This window comes from Roseomonas sp. HF4, assembly GCF_005222755.1.
Lineage (GTDB): Bacteria > Pseudomonadota > Alphaproteobacteria > Acetobacterales > Acetobacteraceae > Neoroseomonas.
Map to the genome: position 1 here is coordinate 1 of NZ_STGD01000016.1, position 22,977 is coordinate 22,977.

The window sequence follows — 22,977 nt, forward strand, 5'->3', positions numbered from 1 at the left end:
CGCCGTTCCGGGCGGTGCGGCAGCCCAGGTCATCCTTGCCCATGGCGGAGAACCCGCCACCGCAGCAGCCGCAGGTGACCTTGTCGGTCAGCAGGTGCATGGGGCCAGCGCCGCTGCCGACGGGGCGGCCCTTCGCGCCGATGCCGCTGCGGCTGCGCGGCGCGGGCGCGGCTGCGGCGGTTGCCTACCTGCTGGTCGTGCTCGGGCTGCCGATGCTTTCGCTGCTGCTGGCAGCGCTGGTGCCCGCGATCGGCGTGCGCCTGTCGGCCGCGACCTTCACCCTGGCCAATTTCGCGGCGGCGCTGGCGCCGGGCGCGCAGACAGGGGCGGCCTTCGGGCGGTCGCTGGTGCTCGCGGGCGTCGCGGCGCTGGTGCTGGCGGCGGCGGCGGGGGCGATCGCGCTGGCGCAGTCGCACCGCAGCGTGCGCCTGGCCGGCGCGGCGGCAGACCTGCCCTATGCGCTGCCGGGCGCGTGCATCGGTGTCGCCGCCATCCTGATCGTGCTGCGCGCCTATGCCGAGGTCATGGCGACGCTCGGCGTCGGCGGCTACCGGGACGAGGCGCTCGGCCTCGGCGGCGAGATCGACCACGGCCCGGATCACTGCACCTGCTTCCAGTTCGACTACGACTGGCGGCAGGACAACGTGACGAATGCGCACCGCTACGGCGTGCGCGACGCCGACGTGAAGCTCGACATCGTCGCGCATTCGATGGGCGGGATCGTTGCCCGCTACGCGATGCTCTACGGCGGGGCCGACCTCCCTGCTGACGGGTCGTTGCCGCCGCTCACCTTCGAGGGGGCACGCTTCATGGCGCGGCTGATCCAGATCGGTACGCCCAATGGCGACTCGCCCGATGCCTTCCGCGTGCTGGTTGATGGGCGCGATTTCGGCACGCCGATCGTCCCCTCCTACAGCCCGGCGATCCTCGGGACCTTTCCGTCGCTCTACCAGTTGCTGCCGCGGGCGCGCTCGCGGCCCGTGGTCCTGACGGGGTCGAACGAGGTTGCACTCGACCTGCACGACCCTGAGGTTTGGCAACGCATGGGATGGGGCATCGCCAAGCCGGGGATCGATGCCGGGCTGGCGACGCTGATGCCCGATGTCGCCGCAGCCGAGGAGCGCCGCAGGCTTGCCGCCGACCTGCAGGCGCGGCTTCTGCGCCGGGCGCGAGCCTTCGCGGCGGCAATGGAGCGCGGCGTAACGCAGCCGGCCGGGACGGAACCGATGGCCGTCGCCCGCGATGCGCTGCCAATGACGATGCGGATGGCGGCAGATCCGGAGACCGGACGGATCGAGCCGCTCCAGAGGGCCGCAGGCGACGGGCTCGTCCTGCGGGACTCGGCGCTGCTCGACTTCCGGCAGGGGCAGGAGCCGCGCGGCCTGGGCGTGATCACGCCGATGGACGTCCAGCGTGTGCTGTTCCTGCCGCGCGAACATCTTGAGATTACGCGCGACCCGACGTTTCGCAACAACATCCTCTTCTGCCTGCTGGACGAGCCAAGGCGGCGCTGACGCATACCGGTACGGGCCGAGGTGTCCGAACCCCAGACACTGCACCAGTGTCACGAAGGTCGCGGCATTTTTCGTCGCGCATCAGGCATGTATCTGGGGTCATTCCCACACGCATGGCTCGCGATCAAAATCGGAAGACGAGAGTTCGGCACAAGTGGATGCATGCCCGATCCCCGTCCCTTCCTTGTTACGTGGCGCCGGACCCCGAGGGATCGGCGCCAGGTGCCAAGGAAGGTTGTGGGGGCGGAGACGGGGGAGAAGTTCCCTTCTCCCCAGGCCTTCTCAGCTGGCGTTGCTGCGCACCCGGTCCTCCGGGCCGATCAGGCGGAACGCCCAGGGGTCGGCCGCCTCGGGGTTCACCTCGACCACCACCGCGCGCGTATCGGCGGCGCCAGGCACCATGATGCGAGTCAAGTTCGGCGCCTCGGGCACCGGGCGGTCCTGCAGCCAGGTGTGGATGTCGCCATGGATGAGCAGGACGGGGCGACCGAAGCCCGCGGCTTCGCGCGCCAGGGCAGCCCGCATGTCGCGGAATCCGCTCACCTGGCCGCGGCCGCAGCGGTCGGCGAAGTACATCTCGGCCTGCATCGCGAGCACGACGGCGCGCGCCTCGACGCGCCGCGCCTCGGCGAAGACCGCGGCGAGCCAGGCACGATTGGCCGCGTCGCGCGCCTGGTATCCCTCCATCGCCCCGGCGGGCGGGCGGGATGCGGGCGTCTCGCCGGCCTCGGTCGGCCGGTTGTTGTTGCTGCCGACCACGTGCAGCGTCGCGAACACCACACCCTGGTGTGTCCAGCGGGCATTCTCGACGAAGGGGCGGTACTGCGGGTCGGCATCGGCCTGGCGCGTCAGGGCCATGGGCCGGCCGAGGCTCGCGGCCGTCGCGAAGAAGCGCGCGCGGAGCAGCGCCAGCCGTTCCAGCGGGTCGAACCGCCCGCCGCGGTCCTGCCAGCAATCCGTCCATTCATTGTCGCCCGGCGTATAGACCAGCGGGCGGTTCGCCAGCGCCATCCAGGAAAACGCGCGCAGCACGCGGTCATCCGTGCAGATCTCCGCCCCGCCCTTGGTGTCGCCCACGAACACCGTGAAGGCCGGGCGCGCGCCGTTGATCTCGCGCATCAGCGCGGCGACGCGGCCTTCCTCGGCCGGGCAGTCCTGCGGCCGGGCGGGACTGCAATAGGGCATGTCGCCGAAGGCGGCGAAGCGGAAGGGCTCGGCCGCGGCGGGCAGCGCCAGCAGGGCGAGGATCGGGAGCAGAAGGCGGCGCATCGGCGGGGTCCTGGTGAAAGGATGCACGATAGGGGGTAGCGGGCTGCGCGGCGTGGCGCCACCTCCGTCCTGTTGCAGTTCCGCGAGGAGACCGCCCATGCCGCCCGCCATCGCCATCGCCCCGCATGCCGGCCAGGTGCGGGTGCGCTTCGCCGGCCAGACCGTGGCCGAGACGACGCGCGCGCTGGTGATGCGTGAAGGCGCGCGCGCGCCGGTGCTCTACATCCCACGGGAGGATGCGGCGATGACGCTGCTGCAGCCGAGCACGCTCCGCACCACCTGCCCGTGGAAGGGGGATGCATCGTATTTCAGCATCGAGGCCGGCGGCCGGCGCGCCACGGACGCCGTCTGGTCCTACGAGGCGCCGCTGCCTGGCGTCGCCGCCATCGCCGGGCACCTCGCCTTCTACCCGGACCGCGTGGACGCCATCGAGGGCGCCTGACCGCGCGGCGGTTGCGCGCGGCGCCGGCGCGGGCTACCCGCCCCCGGTGCCCGAGACCCCCCCGCCGCTCGCCACCGCCGATTTCGACTTCGCCCTGCCCGAGGACCTGATCGCCCACGCCCCCGCGCGGCCGCGCGACGCCGCGCGGATGCTGGTGGTCGGCACCGCGGGGCTGACCGATGCCGGCGTCGGCGATCTGCCGGGCCTGCTCCGCCCCGGCGACGTCATGGTGGTGAACGACACCCGCGTCATCCCGGCCCGCCTGCGCGCCCGCCGCGGCCAGGCGCGGATCGAGGTGATGCTGAACCGCGCCGAGGGCGGCGGCGTCTGGCATGCGCTGGTGCGCAACGCGCGCCGGCTGCGCGCCGGCGACGTGATCGCGGTGGACGGCACCGAGGGCTGCGCCGCGACGGTGATCGAGGCGCCCGAGGGCGGTGCCGTGCGGCTCGACTTCGGGCCGGACCAGGCGGCGCTCGCCGCCGCGCTGGACGCCGCCGGCGAAGTTCCGCTGCCCCCCTACATCTCCCGCCCGGACGGCCCGCGCCCCGAGGACGCGGCCGACTACCAGGCCATCTTCGCCGAGCGCCCCGGCGCCGTCGCGGCGCCGACCGCGAGCCTGCACTTCACGCCGGCGCTGCTCGCCGCCATCGCCGCGCGCGGCGTGGCGCGCGCGGCCGTGACGCTGCATGTCGGCGCCGGCACCTTCCTGCCGCTCCGCGCCGAGGACCCCCGCCAGCACCGCCTGCACGCCGAATGGGGCGAGATCACCGAGGAGGCCGCCGGCGCCATCAACGCCGCACGCGCGGCCGGCGGGCGGATCGTCGCGATCGGCACCACGGCGCTGCGGCTGCTGGAATCGGCCGTGGACGCGGACGGGCGCATCCATCCCTTCCGCGGCCTGACCGACATCTACCTGCTGCCCGGCCACCGCTTCCGCTCCGCCGACCTGCTGCTGACCAACTTCCACCTGCCGCGCAGCACGCTGTTCATGCTCGTCTCGGCCTTCGCCGGCACGGCGCGCATGAAGGCGGCCTATGCGCATGCCGTCACCGCGCGCTACCGCTTCTACTCCTACGGCGATGCGACGCTGCTGGAGCGCGCGGATGACCGCGCGACGCTGCTGGAGCGCGCGGATGACCGCGCGACGCTGTTGGAGCGCACGGCATGACGCTGCGCTGGACCCGGGAGGCGACGGACGGCGCCGCGCGCGCGGGCGTTCTTCACACCGCGCATGGCGAAGTGGCGACGCCGGTCTTCATGCCCGTCGGCACCGCCGGCACGGTCAAGGCCATGACGGCGGACGCGGTGCGGGCCACCGGCGCGCGCATGGTGCTCGGCAACACCTACCACCTGATGCTGCGCCCGGGGGCGGAGCGCGTCGCGCGCCTCGGCGGGCTGCACCGGATGATGGACTGGCAGGGGCCGATCCTGACGGATTCCGGCGGCTTCCAGGTCATGTCCCTGTCCGGCCTGCGCAAGATGGACGAGCAGGGCGTGACCTTCCAGAGCCACATCGACGGCTCGAAGCACCGCCTGACTCCGGAACGCAGCGTCGAGATCCAGCGCCTGCTTGGCGCCGACGTGACGATGGTGCTCGACGAATGCACGCCCTTTCCCGCGACCGGGCAGCAGGCGGCCGACAGCATGCGCCTGTCCATGCGCTGGGCGGCGCGCTGCCGCGACGCCTTCGTGCCGCGCGACGGCCACGGGCTGTTCGGCATCGTGCAGGGCAGCACCTATCCGGACCTGCGCGCCGAGAGCGTCGATGCCCTGACGCGCATCGGCTTCGAGGGCTATGCCGTCGGCGGTCTCGCGGTCGGCGAGGGCCAAGCGGCGATGTTCGCCGTGCTCGACACCACCGTGCCGCTGCTGCCCCGGGACAGCGCACGCTACCTGATGGGCGTCGGCACGCCGGCGGACCTGGTGGGCGCGGTCCGGCGCGGCATCGACATGTTCGACTGCGTCATGCCGACGCGCTCGGGCCGCACCGGGCGCGCCTACACCCGCCGCGGCGTGCTGAACCTCCGCAACGCCCGCCATGCCGAGGACAACGGGCCGCTCGACCCCGATTGCGGCTGCCCGGCGTGCCGGCGCCATTCGCGCGCCTATCTGCATCACCTGTTCAAGGCGGGGGAGATGCTCGGGCCGATGCTGCTGACCTGGCACAATATCCAGTATTACCAGGATCTGATGCGTGACCTGCGCGCGGCGATCCTGGCCGGCACATTCGAGGAGACGGCCGCGCGGATCGAAGCCGGCTGGCACACGCGCGAGGAGGAGACAGCGGCATGAGCGGCGCCCCCGACCACGAATACCACGCCCTGACGCAACTCGGCCGCCAGACCGCCCTGCCCGCGAGCCCCGAGGCCGCGGTGCTGGAGAAGGTGCCCGCGCCGCACCAGGGGCTGCGCTACTGCGTGCGCTTCACGGCGCCGGAATTCACCTCGCTGTGTCCGCTGACGGGCCAGCCGGATTTCGCGCACCTCGTGATCGACTACGTGCCGGGCGAATGGATCGTGGAGAGCAAGTCGCTCAAGAACTACCTCGCGTCCTTCCGCAACCACGGTGCCTTCCACGAGGCCTGCACGCTGGATATCGCGCAGCGGCTGGTGGCGCTGCTGGCGCCCGTCTGGCTGCGGATCGGCGGCTACTGGTACCCGCGCGGCGGGATCCCGATCGACGTGTTCTGGCAGAGCGGTCCCGCGCCGGAGGGGGTGTGGATCCCGGCGCAGGACGTGCAGCCTTATCGTGGGCGCGGGTGAAGGGCGCCGCCCCTCCGGACCACCCCGCCAAGGGCCGAAAGGCCTTTGGAAACCACGTGCCGCGCGATGCCATCAGGCAGCAGGCCATGGCGCTCGGCTTCGATGCCGTGGGCTTCGCACGCGCGGAGCTGGCGCCCGAGATCCGCGACAGGCTCATGCACTTCCTCGGCGAAGGCCGCCATGGTTCGATGGGCTGGATGGCGGACCGCGCCGAGCAGCGCGCGAACCCCCGCGCGCTCTGGCCCGAGGCCGTGTCGGTCGTGGTGCTCGGCCTCAACTACGGGCCGGACGACGATCCACTGGCGACACTGGCGCAGAGCGACCGCGCCACCGTCAGTGTCTACGCGCAGAACCGCGACTACCACGACGTGGTCAAGAAGCGCCTCAAGGCGCTCGGCCGCTGGATGGCGGAGACCTGGCCGGGCACGGGCATCAAGGTCTTCGTGGACACCGCCCCGGTCGCCGAGAAGCCGCTCGCGCAGGCCGCCGGGCTCGGCTGGCAGGGCAAGCACACCAACCTCGTCTCCCGCGCGCTCGGCTCCTGGCTGTTCCTGGGCGAGGTGTTCACGACCCTCGACCTCGGCGCCGACGACGCCGAGGCCGATCATTGCGGCAGCTGCCGTGCCTGCCTCGACATCTGCCCGACCGCGGCCTTCCCCGCGCCCTACCAGCTCGATGCGCGGCGCTGCATCTCCTACCTCACGATCGAGCATCGAGGGCCGATCGACCCCGCGCTGCGCCCGCTGATGGGCAACCGCATCTATGGCTGCGACGACTGCCTGGCGGTCTGCCCGTGGAACAAGTTCGCGCAGGCGCACAGCGAGCCCGCCTTCGCGCCGCGCGATGCCTTGCGCGCGCCGATGCTCGCGGACCTCGCGCGGCTGGACGACGCCGCCTTCCGTGCAATGTTCGCCGGCAGCCCGGTCAAGCGCATCGGGCGCGACCGCTTCGTGCGCAACGTGATGATCGCGGTCGGCAATTCGGGCGATGGCGCGCTGCGGCCGGTGGCGCAGGCGCTGTGCGAGGATGCCGACCCAGTGGTGGCCGAGGCCGCGCGCTGGGCCGTAGCGCGGCTGGAGGAGGCGACATGACCGACGACGCGGCGCTGGTGCTGTTCTCCGGCGGGCAGGATTCCGCCACCTGCCTCGCCTGGGCGCTCGACCGCTTCGGCCGCGTCGAGACGCTGGGCTTCGACTACGGCCAGCGCCACCGCGTGGAACTGGACTGTCGCGCTTCCTTCCGCGCCGCGCTGCCCGCCATCGACCCGGACTGGGCCGCCCGCCTCGGCCCCGACCACACGATCCGCCTCGATGCGCTGGGCGAGCTTTCCGACACCGCGCTGACCCGCGACGCCGAGATCACGATGGGCGAGCACGGCCTGCCCACCACCTTCGTGCCCGGCCGCAACCTGGTGTTCCTGACCTTCGCCGCCGCGCTCGCCTATCGGCGCGGCATCCGCCGCATCGTCACGGGCGTCTGCGAGACCGACTATTCCGGCTATCCGGATTGCCGCGACGACACCATCAAGGCGCTGCAGGTCGCGCTCAACCTCGGCATGGAGCGGCGCTTCGTGCTCGAGACACCGCTGATGTGGCTGTCCAAGGGCCAGACCTGGCGGCTGGCGGAACGGCTCGGCAGCCAGGCGCTGGTGGCGGCGGTGGTCGAGCACACCCATTCCTGCTATCTCGGTGATCGATCGAAGCGCCACCCCTGGGGCCATGGCTGCGGCACCTGCCCGGCCTGCGAACTGCGTGCCCGGGGCTGGCACCACTACGCCCAGGAGCGGCTATGACGTTGACCCCGCGCGCCGAGGGCGTGCTTGCGCTGATCGGCTTCGGCCTCTGCATCCCGGCCGCCAACTGGCTGATCGGCAATGCCGGCACGGTCTGCGTGCCGGACGGTCCCTGCCTGGTGCCGGTGGCACCCGGCCTCATGGCGCCGTCGGGCGTGCTCATGATCGGGCTCGCGCTCGTGCTGCGGGACCTGGTGCAGCGGCGCCTTGGCCTCGGCTTCGCGGCGGGCGCGGTTCTGGCTGGCGCGGCGCTTTCCGCCTTCGTGGCACCGCCGGCGCTGGTGGTGGCCTCCGCCGTCGCCTTCCTGCTCAGCGAATTCGCCGACCTCGCGGTCTATACGCCGCTGCAGCGGCGCCGCCTGGTGCTGGCGGTGGCCGCCAGCGGCGCCGTCGGCCTCGTGGTGGACAGCGTGGTGTTCCTCTGGCTCGCCTTCGGCAGCCTGGACTACCTGGCGGGCCAGGTGGTGGGGAAGGCGTGGATGGTGGCGCTGTCCCTGCCGCTGGTCGCGCTGCTCCGGCGGCGCGACGAACGGCGCGGCATTCAGCCGGCCTGACGCTTCCGGTTCACGAACGCGCCCAGCATCCGGACGGGTTCCTCGGTCCGCCAGGATGCGGCGAAGGCGTCGATGCCGGCGGCGATCGCCTGCGACAGCGCCATGTCCTCCCACTTCCGGATCAGCGCCTTCTGCGCGCGGATCGCCTGCGGGCCGGCTTCCAGCAGCAGGTGGAGCCATTCCTCCACGGCCGCGTCGAGCGCCGCGGCCGGCGAAGCATCGCCCGGCGCGCCTCGCGGCACGACGCGCTCGACCAGCCCCCATTCCAGCGCCTCGGCGGCGCCGATCGTCTCGGCCAGCAGCAACAGGCGCCGGGTGCGGCCCCAGCCGATCAGCCCGGGCAGCAGCGCCGCCTCCACCACCGAGGGGATGCCGACGCGCACCTCCGGCATGCCGAACTTCGCCGTTTCGGTCGCGATGCGGAGGTCGCAGGCCGCCGCCACCTCGAGCCCGGCGCCGAGGCACCAGCCATTGACCCGCGCGATCACCGGCACGGGGCAGTCCCGGACGGCGCGGCAGCAGCCATGCACCAGGCGGATGAAGGCCTCGCCGCCCGCGGGGCTCGTCACCGCCGCCATGGCGCCGATGTCGGCGCCGCCGATGAAGGCGCGCGGGCCGGCGCCGGTCAGCACCACGGCGCGCAGGCCCTCCTCGGCCGAGAGCGCGGCGAAGGCGGCGGCGAAATCCCGCATGAGGTCGGGATTGAGCGTGTTGAGCTTGGCGTCGTGGTCCACCACGACATGCGCGACGGCGCCGTCATGGGTGCGGTGCAGGTCGATCCGTCCGGTCATGTCTCGCTCCCAGGAAGGCGGGGGGAGAAGGGAACTTCTCCCCCCGGACCCTCCTCAACCTTTTGGCAGGATGGGCGCCAGGTGCCAAAGAAGGGAGGGGGTTTGGGGGAGGTTCCCCTCCCCCGACCTTCCCCTCACCGCGCCACCGCAAACCCCGCCATCGCTGCGTACCCGCCCGCGATCGCCGCCAGTTCCTCGCGCGTGATCACATCCTCCAGCCGCGCGAAGCCCTCGGGCGCGCGTTCCGAGACCACGTCCACCACGCGCTCCGGCCCGCCGAGCCGGTTGCTGCGCACGATCTCGGCCGTCTTCGGCAGGCGTTCCGCCTCGTAGGCGGCCAGCGCCTCGGCCGGCGGGCGCGCGGCCAGCATCCCGGCCAGGCAGCGCGCATCGAGCACCGCCTGGGACGCGCCGTTCGAGCCCACCGGATACATCGGGTGCGCCGCATCGCCGAGCAGCGTGACCCGCCCGCGCGTCCAGGTCGGCAGCGGGTCGCGGTCGCACATCGGGTATTCCCAGAATTCGGGCGTGGCGCGCACCAGCGCCGCGACATCCAGGAAGGGAATGCGGAAGCGCGCGACATGGGGCAGCACCTCCTCGAGCCGCCCGGGGCGCGACCAGTCCTGCCGCCGCGGCGGCGGCTTCGCGGCATCGCCGATCCGCGCGCAGACAACCCAGTTGGTCAGCCGCGTCCCCGGCCGCGATCCCTGCGCGATCGGGTAGAGCACCAGCTTCTCGGCCATGTCGCCGGCGACGATCATGGTGTCGCCGCCCTCGAATTCCGGCCACTCGACGGCGCCCCGCCACATCTGGATGCCGTTCCAGCGGATGCCCCCGTCCTTCGGATAGAGCCGCGCGCGCAGGACCGAATGGATGCCGTCGGCGCCGACCAGCACGGCGCCGCGCGCGGTGCTGCCATCCGCGAAGCGGGCCGTGACGCCCGAGCGGTCCTGGCGGAACCCCGCGAGCCGCGCGCCGGTGACGAGGCTGCCGCGCGGCAGCCGCTCCCGCACCGCCTGCCACAGCACCTGGTGCAGGCGCCCGCGATGGATCGAGAATTGCGGCACCTCGTGCCCCGCCCAGGTGCCGCGCGGCTCCGACCAGATCTCCTGGCCGAAGCGATTGAGGTAGCGCAGGTCCCGCGTGCGCACAGCCACCGCATCGAGCGCCGGCAGAAGGCCGAGCGCCGCCAGTTCCCGGATCGCATGCGGCAGCGTGTTGATGCCGACGCCGAGCGGCGCAACGCGCGCCGCCGCCTCGAACACCGTGCAGCCGATGCCCCGTTCCTGCAGCGAGAGCGCGAGCGTGAGGCCACCCACGCCGCCGCCCGCGATCAGCACATGCATGGCGGGCATCCCCTCAGGTCTCGTCGTCGTCGGGCGGCGGCGGGGGCGCTTCCTCGGGCCAGGCCGCGCGGTCCCTGGCCCGGCGGCGCGCGGCGCAGGCCAGGACCGCCGCCCCGGCCGCGGCGGTCGTCGCCGCGCCCAGCAGCGCCATCCCGACCATGCCGGCCGCCACTGCACGGAGGATCATGGCAAGGCTCCTTTCCCGTCACGGGAGAATGATGTCACGCAATGCACGCGATGCTGGCATCGCGCGCCCGCCGGCCGATAGGCTGCGCCGCCGGGCTGCCCACTGCTGTAGCGCCGACCAAACGGAGGAACCAGCCATGACCATCGCACGCCGCGCCCTGCTGGGCGCGGGGATTGCCGCCGCGGGCCTCGCGACGGGCACGCTGCCCCCGTCCCGGGCCCATGCCGCCGCCCCCATGATCGGCCGCGGCGCGCCCGCCTGGTACCGGTTCCGCTTCGGGGACTACGAGGTGACCGTGGTGTCCGACGGCGCGCTGCCGCTCGGCAAGGCGGAGGACGCCTTCGTCGGCGCCGGGCCGGGCGAGGTGAACGCCATGCTGCGCGCCGCGATGCTCGACCCCGCCAATGCGGTGCTGGAGCAGAACGCGGTGATCGTGAACACCGGCCGCCACCTGGTGCTGTTCGACACCGGCATGGGCGACAGCATGGGCGAGGCCAGCCGGATGTTCGGGCCCACCACCGGCCGCCTGCTGCGCAACATGCGCGCCGCGGGCATCGAGCCGGCGCAGATCGACATGGTCGTGCTCTCCCACGCCCATTGCGACCATTGCTGGGCGCTGGTGGACGCGCAGGGCAACCGCAACTTCCCCAATGCCCAGGTGGCGATCGCCGAGGCCGACCTGAAGTACTGGACGGATGACGCGAACATCCGTGGCCCCGCCTTCATGGAGCCCTTCATCCGCGGCGCGCAGAAGAACCTCGCCGCCTATCGCGACCGCATGGTGATGGTGCAGGACGGCCAGCCCGTGGTGCCGGGGATCACCGCCATCTCCGCACCCGGGCATACGGTCGGGCACACCGTCTATGCCATCGCCTCGGGCCCCAGGGTCATGGTCTATACCGGCGACCTCGCACACCATCACGTGCTGCTGCTGCGCCGGCCGATGCTGGAATTCGCCTTCGACACGGACCCGAAGCAGTCTGCGCAGACGCGCGCGCGGATGCTCGACCGCTTCGCGACCGACCAGCCGCAGGTCCTGTCCTATCATTTCCCCTGGCCGGGGCTCGGCAACGTGGTCAAGGAGGGCGAGGGCTTCGCCTGGCTGCCGGCGCCGATGGACGTGACCAGCCTCGGCTGAGGCCGGCGGGCGGCGCCCCGCGCGGGCGCCGCCCTTTCCGGTTCCGTCATGACGCCGCCTGTGGCACCAACGCGGCGAAGGCCCGGAGGACCGCATGCTGCTCTACCGCGGATTGTCCAAGACCCGAGCCGACGCGATCGTCGGCGGCGCCGAGCAGATCGCCGCCACGAGCAACGGCGAATTCGGCAATGGCAGCTACTACTGGCGGGACGACCTGCCGGCCGGAATCATCTCGGCGCTGCAATACTACGGCCAGGCGGCGGGCGGCTGGGCGGTCATCTCCATCTCGGTCTCCCAGCTGGCGGTGCAGCAGCAGGGCATCACGGCGCCGGCGATGATGAGCTTCCGGCCCAATGCCAACCGCCCCTCCGACTACGGCACGGGCTACGACGCCGGCACCGACACCACCATACGCAGCGTGACCGTGCCGCAATTCGGCGACGCCAGCGTCCGCATGAACTTCAATGAATTCCGCGAGATCAACGCCGACCCCGAGGGCCATGGCCTGACGGGGGAGAAGAACACCCTGACTTGGGGCAACTACGCCATCATCGCCGGGCCGACCGTCGCCTGCCCGACGGATGCGACGCTGACGCAGATCAAGTTCCAGGGCCAGGGACTCGCGCTGCTGAACGCAGCGCCGAAGGCGCTGGTCATCCACGGCCCGGCGTTGAACGACATCACCTACCAGCGCGTGCGAAGCTGGTCGCTCGAGGACCGCAAGCGGATCTACGAGGACAGGTTCGCCGGACGCGCCGAGGTGAACCTCGCGCTCTGATGCGGCGGTTCAGCCCCGCGGCGCATCCCGGTCGGGCAGCGGCCGGAGCGCCCGGATGCGCTCGGCCAGGTCCGGCCGCCCGGCCTCGAGCGCCAGGAAGGCGGCCTCGTCGCGGGCGATCTCGTAGCCGAGGCGGTAGCCCTCCCCGGTCGCGACATCGAGGCTGCGGGCAAGGCGGGCGGCCACGCCGCGCGCTGCGTCCTTCATGCAGGTCTGCTCCCGGTGAAACGCTGCCATTCCGGGCTTTTTCGGCCCCCTGCGGGCTTGCCGCACCGGCGCCCCCGGTGCAAGGTCCGGCCGCGCCGGCCGGCCTGCAAGGGGTGGCCCGCTTCACGCACGCGCCACAGAGGACAGGCATGGCCAAGATCAAGGTGAAGACCCCCGTCGTCGAGATGGACGGGGACGAGATGACCCGCATCATCTGGGGGTTCATCAAGGACAAGCTGATCCTCCCGTACCTCGACATCGACCTGAAGTACTACGACCTCGGCATCCAGAAGCGCGACGAGACGGACGACCAGATCACGGTCGACAGCGCCCATGCCACGAAGCAGTACGGCGTGGCCGTGAAGTGCGCGACCATCACCCCCGATGAGGCGCGCGTCGCAGAGTTCGGCCTCAAGAAGATGTGGCGCAGCCCGAACGGCACCATCCGCAACATCCTCGACGGCACGATCTTCCGCGAGCCGATCATCTGCAAGAACGTCCCCCGCCTGGTGCCGCACTGGTCGAAGCCGATCGTGGTCGGCCGCCACGCCTATGGCGACATCTACCGCGCCGCCGAGACCAAGATCCCGGGTGCGGGCAAGGCCACGCTGACCTGGACACCCGAGGGCGGCGGCGAGCCGATCGAGCTGGAAGTGACCAACTTCCCCGCCGGCGGCGGCGTGCTGATGGGCATGCACAACACCCGCAAGTCGATCGAGGGCTTCGCCCGCGCCAGCCTCAACTACGGCCTGGCCCGCGGCTACTCGGTCTACTTCAGCCACAAGAACACGATCCTCAAGGCCTATGACGGCGAGTTCAAGGACATCTTCAAGAAGGTGTTCGACGCCGAATTCGCCGACAAGTTCAAGGCCAAGGGCCTGACCTACGAGGACCGCCTGATCGACGACATGGTGGCCTGCGCGCTGAAGTGGGAAGGCGGCTATGTCTGGGCCTGCAAGAACTACGACGGCGACGTGCAGTCCGACATCGTGGCGCAGGGCTTCGGCTCGCTCGGCCTGATGACCTCCGTGCTGCTGTCCCCCGACGGCCAGACCGTTGAATCCGAGGCCGCACACGGCACCGTCACCCGCCACTACCGCGAGCACCAGAAGGGCCGCGAGACCTCGACCAACCCGATCGCGTCGATCTTCGCCTGGACGCGCGGGCTCGCCTATCGCGGCCGCTTCGACGGCACGCCGGACGTGACCGCCTTCGCCGAGACGCTCGAGAAGGTCTGCATCGACACGGTCGAGAGCGGTCACATGACGAAGGACCTCGCGGTCCTGATCGGGAAGGACCAGCCCTGGCTCAATACCCAGGCCTTCCTGGCCAAGCTGGACGAGAACCTGAAGAAGGCGATGGCCTGACCGGCACACCGGCCGCGCGGGCTGCAAGGGCGGCGGGGACGACCCCGCCGCCCTTTGCGCATACGGTGTGATCCGGGTTGCTGGCCGCGACGTCAGGCTCGTTCCAGCCTTGCATCCCCGATCAGCCGCGGAGCCAGCCATGCAGACCGATGCGGACCGCACACCCCAGCCCGAGCAGCGACCCGCGCTCGAGCTCCGGAAACTGGCAGCGGAAGTCGACAAACTCGCGGCCGAGGTGCCGAAGCTACGCAACGACAACCGGCTGCTGAACCGCCACGCCGGCGCCTTCGTCTCGGTCGCCGCCGTGCTGGTCGGCGGCGCGACCCTGGCCAACACCTATTTCGTGCAACGCGAGCAGGCCCGCCGCACCGAGATCGAGCGCACGGAGAATACCCGCCGCGCCGCCGCCGCGGCCCAGGAGCAGCAGCGGCGCGAGGAAGCCGAGCAGCGCCGCCTGGCCGCCGAGCGGAGCATCCGCTGCGTCGAACTCGGCATGCGCATCGTGGGCTTCACGCGCGAGCAGATCCAGGCGGTGGGCGCGGCACGTGACCGCGCCTCGGTCGAACTGATCGCGAATACCGTCATCGCCCTCTTTCCACCGGCCGAGGCGGCGGCGATCCTGCGCGCCATGCGCCACGACCTGCCGTCCGCCGTCATGGACGAACCCGCCGTCCAAAATGCCTGGCGCGAGATGCTGGACCAGCTGGAGGACAGCGCGCCGGCCGGCTGCGAGCGCTCGCCCGACCTTCGCATCGCGCTGCCGGCGCCGCGCGGCGCCGTCGTGGCCGCCGCCCCAGCCTCGCCGGCCGCCCCGCCCCGCCCGGCCGAGGGCTGCCCCGCCCTCCCCGCGCCCGTCGCGAATGCCGAACGCCTGACGGTCTTCGCCCAGGTCGTGCAGGAACCGGACCGGCCGCTGGCCCGACGCATCCTCGACCGCGCCAATGCCGTGGACCAGGACTTCAGCCGCGCGCCGATCGAGAACGTGAATGCCCGCAACCCCGCCGCCCAGGCGGCCGAGGTGCGCTACTACCGCACCGGCCAACAGGAGGAAGCGGAGCGCCTGGTCGGCGTGATCCGCCACGCCGCCTGCCTGGAAGGCCTCGGTGGCCCGCTGTCGGCGCTGCGCGCCGTCTTCATCGGCGACCGCTTCCGCAACCTGCCGGCGGGGCGGATCGAGCTCTGGTTCCCACGCCTGGCCGCCCCGCCCGCCTGACCGGGACCAATGCCGCCCTTCACCCTGCTCGACGCGATCGCGCTCGCGGTCTTCGTGCTGTGCTGGCTCGCCTATGCGCTGCTGGTCGACCGCATCCCGTCCATCCGCGCGCGCAGCGTCATCGCCGCGATGGACGAGCACCGCCGCCGCTGGATGCTCGCCGCCCTGCCGCGGGAAAACCGCATCGCCGACATCGCGGCGATCGGCAACCTGATGTCCTCGGTCTCCTTCCTCGCGACCAGCTCCATCCTGATCCTGGGCGGACTGGTCGCGATGATGGCGGCACCTGACCTCGGCCGGCGCGTCGTCGCCGCCTTCCCATGGTCCACCGTGCCGGACGACGCGATGTGGGAGGTGAAGATCGGCCTGCTGCTGCTGATCTTCGTCAACGCCTTCTTCGAGCTGACCTGGGCGCTGCGGCAGTTCAACTACACCTCGACGCTGGTCATGGCGATGCCGCGCGACGAGGCGGCGACGGCGCAGGCCGAAGCCGCGGTGCGCCTTGCCAACCGTGGCGCGCAGCACTTCAACACGGGGCTGCGCTCCTACTATTTCGGGCTCGCGGCGCTCGCGTGGATCGTGCATCCGCTGGCGCTGGTCGCGGCCAGCCTGCTGGTGCTGCGGGAGTTGCACCGGCGCGAGTTCAGATCGGCGGCGCGCGACGCGCTCGTGCCGTAGCGCGTCAGGGCACCCCGAGCCGCCGCCCCGGCACCTGCCCGACCGCGAGCCCGCAGGCCGCGCGCACCGTGGCCGCCGGCGGCTCCTCGGCGATGGCGAGGCCCTCGCAGGCCAGCGCCCGGCTGAAGCCTTCCTGCCGCTCGACCGCGAAGGCTTCCCGCAGCGCGCCCTCGGCCGAGAAGCGATGCCACGTCAGGCTCGACGCGCAGCAGCCGTTCCGTCCGAGCGCCACCAGCATCCCGCCGCGATCGCGCGAGAAGCCGAGGCCGCTCACCTCCCCCGCGCGGACGAAGCGCGCCTCGGCCGGGCGCATCAGCCAGACCTCCCAGGCGGTGTTCGCATTGCCGCCGATCACCGGCACCCAGAGGTCCGGCGCGCCGTCGCCATCCGCATCGGCGAGCCGGGGCAGCACCTCGGGCAGGTCGGACTGCACCTCGATCCGCTGGCTTTCCATGCCGCCTTCCAGCACCAGGATGCGCCAGTGGTCCTGCCCGTGCTCGGCGCGCAGCGTCAGCGGCGTCATGTTCTGCCGCGCGGCGGTAAGCGTCGCGCGCCGCGCCTCCGCCGCCGGCCAGGCCAGGCCCGCCAGCAACAGGGCGCCGAGGATCACCCGCCTCATCGCCCGTGCCGCGCCAGCACGGCGCGCAGCGCGTCGAGGTCGATCGCCTCCCCCGTCGCGCGCCGGCCCGTGCGTCCGTCGCGCCCGATGATGGTCGTCGCCATGGTCAGCGCGTTCAGCACCGCCTCCTCCACCGCCTCGGCCGCCGCGACGAAGAGCGGCGACATGCGCTCGTTCGGCCACTCGGCCAGGATCGCCTGGTGCGCGCGGCGCTCGGCCGTGCGGCGCACGCCGGGATGGGTGGCGAAGGCCAGCGCATAGTCGCCCGATCCGTCGCTGAAGGCCGCCCCCGTGCGCGCCAGCCCCGCCATCGCGCGCGTCGCGAGGCGCGAGAGGTTGCGGTCCGACAGCGGCGCATCCGTCGCCATCACCACCATCACCGAGCCGTCGGCGTCGCCGCGGTCGGTGTGCTCCTTCAGGTACCAACGGCCGAGCGCCCGCCCGACCGGGATGCCGTCCATGACCAGCGCGCCACCGTAATTGGCCTGCACCAGCGCGCCCAGCGTCCAGCCGCCAAGCGCCGCGGGCAGCACGCGCGACGCGGTGCCGATGCCGCCCTTGAAGCCGAAGGCCATGGTGCCGGTGCCGGCGCCGACGCTGCCCTCCGCGACCGCGCCATCCGCCGCACCGTCGAGCGCCGCCAGCACATGCGCGGCCGTCACGCCGCGCGCGCGGATGTCGTTCAGCCGCCCGTCATTGGTCTCGCCCACCAGGGCGTTGACGCTGACCGCCCCGGGGTTGCGCGCCAGCGTCCAGTCGACCAGCGCCTCCATCGCGCGGCCGACGGCCAGCGTGTTGGTCAGCACGATCGGCGTCTCGATCTCGCCCAGCTCGGCGACCTGCGTCGCGCCGGCCAGCTTGCCGTAGCCGTTCATGACGGCCAGCCCCGCCGGCGCGCGGTCCGTGAAGGGGTTGCCGGGATGGGGCAGGATGGCGGTGACGCCGCTGCGCGTTGCCTCCCCTTCGATGAGCGTGACATGGCCGACCCGGACGCCGGCCACGTCGGTGATGGCGTTCAGCGCGCCCGGGCGGAAGAGGCCCGGCGCCAGGCCGAGGTCGCGCGCGCGGGTCCGCCCGCTCACCCGCCCAGCGCCGCCTTCACCGCGGCCAGCGCGTCCGCCGCCTTGTCGGCATCCGGCCCGCCGGCCTGCGCCATGTCCGGCCGCCCGCCGCCGCCCTTGCCGCCGACCGCGGCGCTGGCGGCGCGCACCAGCGCCACCGCGTCGGCGCGGCCCTTGGCACCCTCGCCGATGCCGACGACGATGCTGGCCTTGCCCTCGGCGGTCGAGACCAGCGCCACCACATCCGCCGTGCCGCCTTTCAGGATCGCCTCCGCCAGGCCCTTGAGGTCGCGGGCGGGCACCTCGCCCAGGTCGCGCAGCGCGACGCGCAGCCCGGCCACCGTCTCGACCTCCGCCCCGCCGCCGCCGGTCGCGAGCTTCTTGCGCAGCTCCGCGACCTCGCGTTCCAGCTTGCGGCGGTCCTCGACCAGCGCGGCGATGCGGCCGGCCAATTCGCCGGGCTGCGCCTTCAGCACCGCGGCGGCGGCGATCAGGCTCTCCTCCATGCCCGCGACATGCGCGAGCGCGGCATCGCCGGTGACCGCCTCCACGCGCCGCACGCCGGCGGCGACCGCGCCCTCGGCCACGATCTTGAACAGGCCGATGTCGCCGGTGCGCCGCACATGCGTGCCGCCGCAGAGTTCCAGCGAATAGACACCGTGCTTCTCGACCGCGGCGGCGTCATGGCCCATGCCGACGACGCGCACCTCCTCGCCGTATTTCTCGCCGAACAGCGCCATGGCGCCGGCCTCGACCGCGGCTTCCGGCGTCATCAGGCGGGTGACGACCTCGGCATTCTCGCGGATGCGGGCATTCACCTCGGCCTCGACCCAGTGCAGATCCTCCTCGGTCATCGGCACGGGCTGGGAGACGTCGAAGCGCAGCCGGTCGGGCGCGTTGAGCGAGCCCTTCTGCGCCACATGCGTGCCGAGCCGCCGGCGCAGCGCCTCGTGCAGCAGGTGCGTCGCCGAATGATGCGCGCGGATGCGCGAGCGGCGCTCATGCGCGACCTCCGCCTGCACCGCGAGGCCGAGGGTCGCCTCGCCGTGCACGACGGTGCCGAGGTGCACATACAGCGCGCCGAGCTTCTTCTGCGTGTCGCGCACCTCGATCCGGCAGGCGTCGCCGGCCTGGATGATGCCGGTGTCGCCCACCTGGCCGCCGGATTCCGCGTAGAAGGGCGTCTGGTTCAGCAGCACCGCGACCTCGGTGCCGATGGGCGCGCGATCGGCCGGCTTGCCGTCCACCACCAGGGCGACGATCTCGCCCTCCGCGGTCTCGGTCGTGTAGCCGAGGAACTCGCTGGCGCCGGCCTTCTCCTTGAGGTCGAACCACACGCCCTCGGTCGCGGCCTCGCCCGACCCGGCCCAGGCGGCGCGGGCGCGCTTGCGCTGCTCGGCCATGGCGGCGTTGAAGCCCTCCACGTCCACCGGCCGGCCCTCGGCGCGCAGCGCGTCCTGCGTCAGGTCGAGCGGGAAGCCGAAGGTGTCATAGAGCCGGAAGGCGACGTCGCCGGGCAGGGTCTGGCCGGAGCCGAGCCGCGCCGTCTCCTCCGCCAGCAGCCCGAGGCCGCGTTCGAGCAGGGAGCGGAAGCGGGTTTCCTCGAGCCGCAGCGTCTCGGAGATCAGTGCCTCGGCGCGGACCAGTTCCGGATAGGCGCCGCCCATCTGGCGCACCAGCGCCGGCAGCAGCCTGTGCATCAGCGGATCGCGCGATCCCATCATGTGCGCGTGGCGCATCGCGCGGCGCAGGATCCGGCGCAGCACGTAGCCGCGGCCCTCATTCGACGGCAGCACGCCATCCGCGATCAGGAAGGCGCCGGCGCGCAGGTGGTCGGCCACCACGCGGTGGCTGCTGCGGAACGGCCCGTCGGGCTCCTGGCCGGTCGCTTCCGCGCTGGCCAGGATGATCGCGCGCAGCGTGTCGGTGTCGTAGTTGTCGTGCTTGCCCTGCAGGATGGCGGCGAATCGCTCCAGCCCCATGCCGGTGTCGATGGACGGGCGCGGCAGCGGGTTGCGCGTGCCGGGCGGGTCCTCGAGGAACTGCATGAACACCAGGTTCCAGATCTCGATGAAGCGGTCGCCGTCCTCGTCCGGGCTGCCGGGCGGGCCGCCGGGGATCTTGTCGCCATGGTCGAAGAAGATCTCGGAGCACGGGCCGCAGGGGCCGGTGTCGCCCATGCGCCAGAAATTGTCGGAGGTGCTGATCCGGATGATGCGGCTGTCGGGCAGCCCCGCCACCTTCTTCCAGATCGCCGGCGCTTCCTCGTCCTCGGAATAGACGGTGACCAGCAGGCGGTCCTTCGGCAGGCCGAAATCCTTCGTCAGCAACTCCCACGCGTAGGGGATCGCCTGCTCCTTGAAGTAGTCGCCGAAGGAGAAGTTCCCCAGCATCTCGAAGAAGGTGTGATGGCGCGCGGTGTAGCCGACATTGTCCAGGTCGTTGTGCTTGCCGCCCGCGCGGACCGATTTCTGCGCAGTGGTGGCGCGGCTGTAGGGGCGCTTCTCCTGCCCGGTGAAGACGTTCTTGAACTGCACCATGCCCGAATTGGCGAACATGAGCGTCGGGTCGTTGCGCGGCACCAGCGGGCTGCTCTCCACCACCTCGTGCCCGTTGCGGCGGAAGTAGTCGAGGAAGGTGGCGCGGATGTCGTTGCTGCTCGTCATGTCCTGCCCGTCGCGTCGCCCGCATGCCGTCCGACCGGAAAGCGCGGCATTTCAAAGGCGCGACAGGTAGCGCGCGGGGGGCGGGGCGTGAAGGGGCACGCGGGCCATGGCGCCCGGGGTCCGGTGCCGGGCCGGGTGTCGCAGCGGGGTCGTCAGCGCCGCGGCTTGGCCGGCGGGGGCCTGGCTGCCTCGCGTGCTTCCTCGGCGGCGCGCTCCCGTTGCTCCGGCTCGCGGCCGAAATCCGGGCCGCCTTCCTTGCGTTCGTCCGGGCGCTGCCGGGCGCGCGGGCCGATGCGGGGCGGGCTCACCGCCTCCGGGGGCGGCAGGTCGCGGGCGGGGCGCGGCGGCTTCCCGCCCGGTTCGGGCTTCCTGGCCATGGCGTTCCTTTCCCGCCCGGTCTGATCCGGGCGGACGCCATCATACTCCGCTTCCCAAGCAGCCGCAGCCGCGAGGCAGCACCAGCCTGGCCTACTGGCAGGCCAGGCATTCCTCGTAGTTGTTGCCGTTCGCGGCCGGCGCGGCGGCCACGGCCGCCAGGCGCACCGGGGCGCCGCTCGGCACGTGGGCTGCCATGATGTCGCCCTGGCCGACCACCTTCTCGCTGATCGTATCCGCCCGCTGGATCGACAGCGACCGGCAGTAGTAGAGCGACTTCACGCCCTTCTTCCACGCCATCATGTGGATCTGGTGCAGGTCGCGCTTGTGGACATTGGCAGGCAGGAAGACGTTCACCGACTGCGACTGGCAGATATACGGCGTGCGGTCGGCGGCATGCTCGACCACCCAGCGCTGGTCGAGCTCGAACGCGGTCTTGAACACCGCCTTCTCCTGCTCGCTCAGGAAGTCGAGGTGCTGGACGGACCCCTTGGTGACCGTGATCGAGGTCCAGGTGTCCTCGTCGTTCCGGCCGTGCTTCTCCAGCACGCTTGCCAGGTACGGGTTGCGCACGATGAAGGAGCCCGACAGCGTCTTGTGGTTGTAGACATTGGCCGCGATCGGCTCGATGCCCGGGCTGGCGCCGCCGCAGATGATGCTGATCGACGCCGTCGGCGCGATCGCCATCTTGTTCGAGAAACGCTCCATGAAGCCGTATTCGGCGGCATCGGGGCAGGGCCCGCGCTCCTCGGCCAGCAGGCGCGACGCGGCGTCAGCCTGCTCCCGCACGTGCTTGAACATCTTCTTGTTCCAGACCTTCGCGACGACACTCTCGAAGGGCACGTTCATCTTCTGCAGGAACGAATGGAAGCCCATCACGCCGAGGCCGACGGAGCGCTCGCGCATCGCGCTGTACTTCGCCCGAGCCATCGAATCGGGTGCCGTGTCGATGAAGGACTGCAGCACGTTGTCGAGGAAGCGCATCACGTCGGTGATGAAGAGTGGATCGTCCTTCCACTCGAACCAGGTCTCGCAGTTGAGCGAGGAGAGGCAGCAGACCGCCGTCCGCTCCTGGCCGTGCTGGTCGATCCCCGTGGGCAGCGTGATCTCGGAGCAGAGGTTCGACGTCTTCACCTCGAGGCCCGAGAGCTTGTGGTGCTCCGGCCGCGCGCGGTTCACGTGGTCGGAATAGATGATGTAGGGCTCGCCCGTCTCGATCCGCGCCGTGAGGATGCGGATCCAGAGGCCGCGCGCCGAGACCTTGCGCATCAGCGCGCCATCCTTGGGGGAGACCAGCGCCCAGTCCTCGTCGGCCTCGACCGCGCGCATGAAGGCGTCGGGGATCAGCACGCCATGGTGCAGGTTCAGCGCCTTGCGGTTCGGATCGCCGCCGGTCGGGCGCCGCATCTCGAGGAATTCCTCGATCTCCGGGTGGTTCACCGGCAGGTAGCAAGCGGCCGAGCCGCGGCGCAGGCTCCCCTGGCTGATCGCGAGCGTCAGGCTGTCCATCACCCGAATGAACGGAATGACGCCCGAGGTCTTGCCGTTGCGGCCGACCTTCTCGCCGATGCCGCGCAGATTCCCCCAGTAGGAGCCGATGCCGCCGCCCTTGGCCGCCAGCCAGACATTCTCGTTCCAGAGGCCGACGATGCCATCGAGGCTGTCGGACGCCTCGTTCAGGAAGCAGGAGATCGGCAGGCCCCGCGTCGTGCCGCCATTGGACAGTACCGGCGTCGCCGGCATGAACCAGAGGCGCGAGATGTAGTCGTAGATCCGCTGCGCATGGGCCGCGTCGTCGCCATAGGCGGACGCCACGCGGGCGAACAGGTCCTGGTAGGACTCGCCCGGCAGCAGGTAGCGGTCATTGAGCGTTGCCTTGCCGAAATCGGTCAGCAGCGCGTCGCGCGAACGATCGATGCGGACCTGACCGTGGCCCTCAAGCTGGACTGCGTCGAACACCGATAAGACCCCCCGGAAAACTTATCCCCTAGGACGGCATCCTGCCGCCGCGGGGGGATGGGAAACAAGATGTAGTCTTGCCACAGTTCCGTCACCACCACATCGGGTGGGCGAGAGAGGACTTGCCAAACGCCGCAGACCTGCCAAACGATGTTACATGTTCCCGTTTCGTTCATTATCGGCATCGCCACCTCCGGCGCAAGGCGGGACTTTTCCACAGCCCCGAACCGCCGCACTCTGTCGGCCCAAGCACCCGGAG

General features: G+C 71.7%; 23 protein-coding genes. 13 read left to right on the plus strand and 10 right to left on the minus strand.

Translation table 11 applies throughout. From position 1 onward, the window contains the following. Positions 1-98 precede the first annotated feature (98 nt). A complete protein-coding gene (locus E8M80_RS20815; RefSeq protein ID WP_137127657.1) occupies positions 99-1,514 on the plus strand; it encodes a lipase/acyltransferase domain-containing protein in 1,416 nt (471 codons plus the stop codon). Between the two features lie 282 nt (positions 1,515-1,796). Here E8M80_RS20815 and E8M80_RS20820 read toward each other — a convergent pair whose 3' ends face one another. Further along, the gene (locus E8M80_RS20820) at positions 1,797-2,783 is read right to left on the minus strand and encodes a hypothetical protein (RefSeq protein ID WP_137127658.1); all 987 of its coding nucleotides are present in this window, start codon (positions 2,781-2,783) and stop codon (positions 1,797-1,799) included. Positions 2,784-2,880: 97 nt separating this feature from the next. On the opposite strand from E8M80_RS20820, the gene E8M80_RS20825 reads away from it, so the two are divergent. From E8M80_RS20825 to E8M80_RS20855, 7 genes are all read left to right on the plus strand, one after another. Continuing rightward, positions 2,881-3,225, plus strand: a complete 345-nt coding sequence (locus tag E8M80_RS20825; RefSeq protein WP_137127659.1) for a DUF427 domain-containing protein — start codon at positions 2,881-2,883, stop codon at positions 3,223-3,225. A 46-nt stretch (positions 3,226-3,271) separates the two neighbouring features. Further along, positions 3,272-4,393, plus strand: coding sequence for a tRNA preQ1(34) S-adenosylmethionine ribosyltransferase-isomerase QueA (queA, locus tag E8M80_RS20830; protein WP_137127660.1), 1,122 nt, complete (start codon positions 3,272-3,274; stop codon positions 4,391-4,393). Continuing rightward, positions 4,390-5,517 carry a tRNA guanosine(34) transglycosylase Tgt gene (gene tgt, locus E8M80_RS20835; protein ID WP_137127661.1) on the plus strand — a complete coding sequence of 376 codons (1,128 nt, stop codon included), beginning with the start codon at positions 4,390-4,392 and terminating at the stop codon, positions 5,515-5,517. The genes queA and tgt overlap by 4 nt, the downstream gene beginning before the upstream one ends. Then, positions 5,514-5,987, plus strand: a complete 474-nt coding sequence (gene queF / locus E8M80_RS20840) for a preQ(1) synthase (RefSeq protein ID WP_137127662.1) — start codon at positions 5,514-5,516, stop codon at positions 5,985-5,987. Before tgt ends, queF begins: the two co-directional genes overlap by 4 nt. Before the next feature lie 86 nt (positions 5,988-6,073). Next, positions 6,074-7,078: a tRNA epoxyqueuosine(34) reductase QueG gene (gene queG, locus E8M80_RS20845; protein ID WP_137127757.1), complete on the plus strand. Its 1,005-nt coding sequence runs from the start codon at positions 6,074-6,076 to the stop codon at positions 7,076-7,078. Then, entirely contained in the window at positions 7,075-7,779 is a 705-nt protein-coding gene (gene queC / locus E8M80_RS20850; RefSeq protein ID WP_137127663.1) for a 7-cyano-7-deazaguanine synthase QueC, read from the plus strand. Before queG ends, queC begins: the two co-directional genes overlap by 4 nt. Continuing rightward, entirely contained in the window at positions 7,776-8,333 is a 558-nt protein-coding gene (locus E8M80_RS20855; protein WP_137127664.1) for a VUT family protein, read from the plus strand. Before queC ends, E8M80_RS20855 begins: the two co-directional genes overlap by 4 nt. Here E8M80_RS20855 and E8M80_RS20860 read toward each other — a convergent pair. From E8M80_RS20860 to E8M80_RS26110, 3 genes are all read right to left on the minus strand, one after another. Next, on the minus strand, positions 8,321-9,124 hold the full coding sequence (locus E8M80_RS20860) for an enoyl-CoA hydratase (RefSeq protein WP_137127665.1): 804 nt from the start codon (positions 9,122-9,124) through the stop codon (positions 8,321-8,323). The genes E8M80_RS20855 and E8M80_RS20860 overlap by 13 nt on opposite strands. Before the next feature lie 134 nt (positions 9,125-9,258). After that, positions 9,259-10,470 (minus strand): flavin-dependent oxidoreductase, encoded by a 1,212-nt coding sequence (locus E8M80_RS20865; RefSeq protein WP_137127666.1) that lies wholly within the window; start codon positions 10,468-10,470, stop codon positions 9,259-9,261. A gap of 13 nt (positions 10,471-10,483) precedes the next feature. Further along, complete coding sequence (locus tag E8M80_RS26110) at positions 10,484-10,657, minus strand: hypothetical protein (protein WP_170979546.1); 174 nt, start codon at positions 10,655-10,657, stop codon at positions 10,484-10,486. Between the two features lie 136 nt (positions 10,658-10,793). Between E8M80_RS26110 and E8M80_RS20870 the strand changes: the two genes are divergently transcribed. Beyond that, positions 10,794-11,795 carry an MBL fold metallo-hydrolase gene (locus E8M80_RS20870; RefSeq protein WP_137127667.1) on the plus strand — a complete coding sequence of 334 codons (1,002 nt, stop codon included), beginning with the start codon at positions 10,794-10,796 and terminating at the stop codon, positions 11,793-11,795. A gap of 94 nt (positions 11,796-11,889) precedes the next feature. Then, positions 11,890-12,573, plus strand: a complete 684-nt coding sequence (locus E8M80_RS20875) for a hypothetical protein (protein ID WP_137127668.1) — start codon at positions 11,890-11,892, stop codon at positions 12,571-12,573. 9 nt (positions 12,574-12,582) lie between these two features. On the opposite strand, the gene E8M80_RS20880 is transcribed toward E8M80_RS20875, so the two are convergent. Continuing rightward, positions 12,583-12,780: a hypothetical protein gene (locus E8M80_RS20880; RefSeq protein WP_137127669.1), complete on the minus strand. Its 198-nt coding sequence runs from the start codon at positions 12,778-12,780 to the stop codon at positions 12,583-12,585. Positions 12,781-12,929: 149 nt separating this feature from the next. Here E8M80_RS20880 and E8M80_RS20885 point away from each other — a divergent pair, with 149 nt between their 5' ends. The 3 genes from E8M80_RS20885 to E8M80_RS20895 all read left to right on the plus strand — a co-directional run bounded on the left by E8M80_RS20885 (position 12,930) and on the right by E8M80_RS20895 (position 16,038). Continuing rightward, positions 12,930-14,147, plus strand: a complete 1,218-nt coding sequence (locus E8M80_RS20885) for an NADP-dependent isocitrate dehydrogenase (RefSeq protein WP_137127670.1) — start codon at positions 12,930-12,932, stop codon at positions 14,145-14,147. A 139-nt stretch (positions 14,148-14,286) separates the two neighbouring features. After that, a complete protein-coding gene (locus E8M80_RS20890) occupies positions 14,287-15,360 on the plus strand; it encodes a hypothetical protein (protein ID WP_137127671.1) in 1,074 nt (357 codons plus the stop codon). Between the two features lie 9 nt (positions 15,361-15,369). Continuing rightward, positions 15,370-16,038, plus strand: coding sequence for a DUF599 domain-containing protein (locus E8M80_RS20895; RefSeq protein WP_137127672.1), 669 nt, complete (start codon positions 15,370-15,372; stop codon positions 16,036-16,038). A 4-nt stretch (positions 16,039-16,042) separates the two neighbouring features. Here E8M80_RS20895 and E8M80_RS20900 read toward each other — a convergent pair whose 3' ends face one another. The 5 genes from E8M80_RS20900 to E8M80_RS20920 all read right to left on the minus strand — a co-directional run bounded on the left by E8M80_RS20900 (position 16,043) and on the right by E8M80_RS20920 (position 22,718). After that, the gene (locus tag E8M80_RS20900) at positions 16,043-16,657 is read right to left on the minus strand and encodes a hypothetical protein (RefSeq protein WP_137127673.1); all 615 of its coding nucleotides are present in this window, start codon (positions 16,655-16,657) and stop codon (positions 16,043-16,045) included. Then, positions 16,654-17,739: a P1 family peptidase gene (locus E8M80_RS20905; protein WP_137127674.1), complete on the minus strand. Its 1,086-nt coding sequence runs from the start codon at positions 17,737-17,739 to the stop codon at positions 16,654-16,656. The genes E8M80_RS20900 and E8M80_RS20905 overlap by 4 nt, the downstream gene beginning before the upstream one ends. Beyond that, positions 17,736-20,384, minus strand: a complete 2,649-nt coding sequence (alaS, locus tag E8M80_RS20910; protein WP_137127675.1) for an alanine--tRNA ligase — start codon at positions 20,382-20,384, stop codon at positions 17,736-17,738. The genes E8M80_RS20905 and alaS overlap by 4 nt, the downstream gene beginning before the upstream one ends. 152 nt (positions 20,385-20,536) lie before the next feature. Further along, entirely contained in the window at positions 20,537-20,761 is a 225-nt protein-coding gene (locus E8M80_RS20915; RefSeq protein WP_137127676.1) for a hypothetical protein, read from the minus strand. Between the two features lie 91 nt (positions 20,762-20,852). Further along, positions 20,853-22,718 carry a ribonucleoside-diphosphate reductase subunit alpha gene (locus tag E8M80_RS20920; RefSeq protein WP_137127677.1) on the minus strand — a complete coding sequence of 622 codons (1,866 nt, stop codon included), beginning with the start codon at positions 22,716-22,718 and terminating at the stop codon, positions 20,853-20,855. Positions 22,719-22,977: the final 259 nt, after the last annotated feature.